The 1885-nt window shown below is 24.9% G+C and carries 1 protein-coding gene and 1 pseudogene; one reads left to right on the top strand and one right to left on the bottom strand.

Annotated elements, in window-relative coordinates:
- The coding region (locus AlmWB_RS01490) for a DEAD/DEAH box helicase (protein ID WP_050337381.1) at positions 1 to 1462 on the bottom strand (1462 nt) is incomplete at its 3' end.
- Between the two features lie 149 nt (positions 1463 to 1611).
- Between AlmWB_RS01490 and AlmWB_RS01765 the strand changes: the two are divergent.
- Positions 1612 to 1885: pseudogene (locus AlmWB_RS01765) on the top strand (DegV family protein); the annotation flags it as partial.

Here is a 1885-nt window from a genome sequence, read left to right as displayed (position 1 = left end):
GATTTATACCATCTTTTTTACCTAAATTTATAGTTAATTCTATCATTTTCGGTTTATGAAATCTACTATTATGAGTTGTTTTAGAATCATTAAAAATATTATAATTTTTATTATTAGTACGTATATGAATTCTATTTTTGATCTCTTCAATATACTCGTATTTTCTTTGTTTAGGAGCGGAATATTGTAGTAATGCATCAATAATAGTCTTAACTTCAAATTGTTTTAATAAAATGTCTACTAATAGATTTGGTGCTTCCGGTTTAACATTATTTTTATGTTCATTAATTAAATTAATGATATGATTTTGAAAAAAATTAGCTTTGGTTTGTTGTACTTCTTCTATCATAGGAATATTAAGAAAATTAATTTTTTCCTTCAAATAATTTTCTAATCTTTTTAATTGTGAAATTTTTTTAAAACTAACAAAACTATAAGCTAACCCTGTTTTACCTGCTCTACCTGTACGACCAATTCTATGTATATAAACTTCATCTTCATGTGGTAAATCATAATTGATAATCATCTTAATATCTGAAATATCTAAACCACGAGCTGCTACATCAGTAGCTACTAATATTTTAATATTATTTTTGCGGAAATTATTCATAACATATTGTCGTTGATTTTGCTTTAAATCACCATGTAACGCATCTACAAGAAAATTATTTTCTTGTAAATAATTAAAAATAACATCTACATCTCTTTTGGTATTAGCAAAAACAATGACTGAATCAGGATTTTTTTGATCTAATAAACGTACTAATAACTTTTTTTTATCAAATTCTCTCACTAAAAAATAAAATTGTTCAATAGCTTTCACAGCCAAATGATCTTGTTTAACTTTTAAAATTTTTGGATCTTTTTGATACTTAGAAGCAATTTTTTTAATAGAAAAAGGTAAAGTAGCAGAAAATAAAACTGTTTGCCTTTCAGAAGGCATATTTTTTAAAATTGTTTCTAAGGCTTCTTGAAAACCCATTTTTAACATTTCATCTGCTTCATCTAAAGTTAAAACACGAATAGATGATAAATTAACTTTTTTGCGTTCTAAAAGATCAATAATTCTCCCCGGAGTAGCAATAATAATATGTGGTTTTGTTTCTAACATTTGAAATTGTTTTGTATAAGATTCTCCACCATAAATAACTGCTACCCTAATTTCTTTATAAAATTTTAAAAGTTTTTTAATTTCATGGAAAACTTGTAAAGCTAATTCTCTTGTAGGGCATAAAATTAAAGATTGGGTTTCTGCTTGTTGATGATTAATTTGAGTAATAATTGGAATACTAAAAGCAAAAGTTTTTCCTGTACCTGTTTGAGATTGAGCAATAATATCATGCCCTGCCATCATTTCTGGAATAACTAAAGCTTGAACAGGTGTAGGAGATGAAAAATTTAAATCTATTAAAGCATCTTCAATAGATTTTGGTAAATTAAATTGTTTAAATAAAATAATCATTTATAAATTTCCTCTTTTATTGTAAAAAAGACTTTGTTTTCATTTGTGTCATTTTGCAAAAATATCTTATAAAAATTAATCAAAAAAATATAAAATTAATGAACAATTATGATAATCAAAAATATTAGTTATAACAAGATTTAGATAATAAATTATTTTTAAAATTATCCAGTGAAGGAAAAAAATTTACTACAAGTCAACCTAACCCCCAATCTTTTTTAAAAGCTTTTCAAAAACAATTTTCTTTAGGTTATGAACATGTAGTTTGTATTACACTTTCTCAAAAATTAAGTGGCACTTTTAATAGCGCGCAAAAAGCTAAACAACTCCTCAATAATCCTTCAGTAACTATAATTGATTCAGGAAGTGTTGGTCCTGGTATGTTATTCACTTTAAAAAAGATCCAAAATCAAATCCAAAAAG

The sequence above is a fragment of the Candidatus Phytoplasma phoenicium genome (assembly GCF_001189415.1).
In the GTDB taxonomy this organism is placed as follows: Bacteria; Bacillota_I; Bacilli_A; order Acholeplasmatales; family Acholeplasmataceae; genus Phytoplasma; species Phytoplasma phoenicium.
The sequence above is the reverse complement of the archived record's forward strand: the minus strand, read 5'-3'. Positions and strand labels throughout refer to the sequence as shown.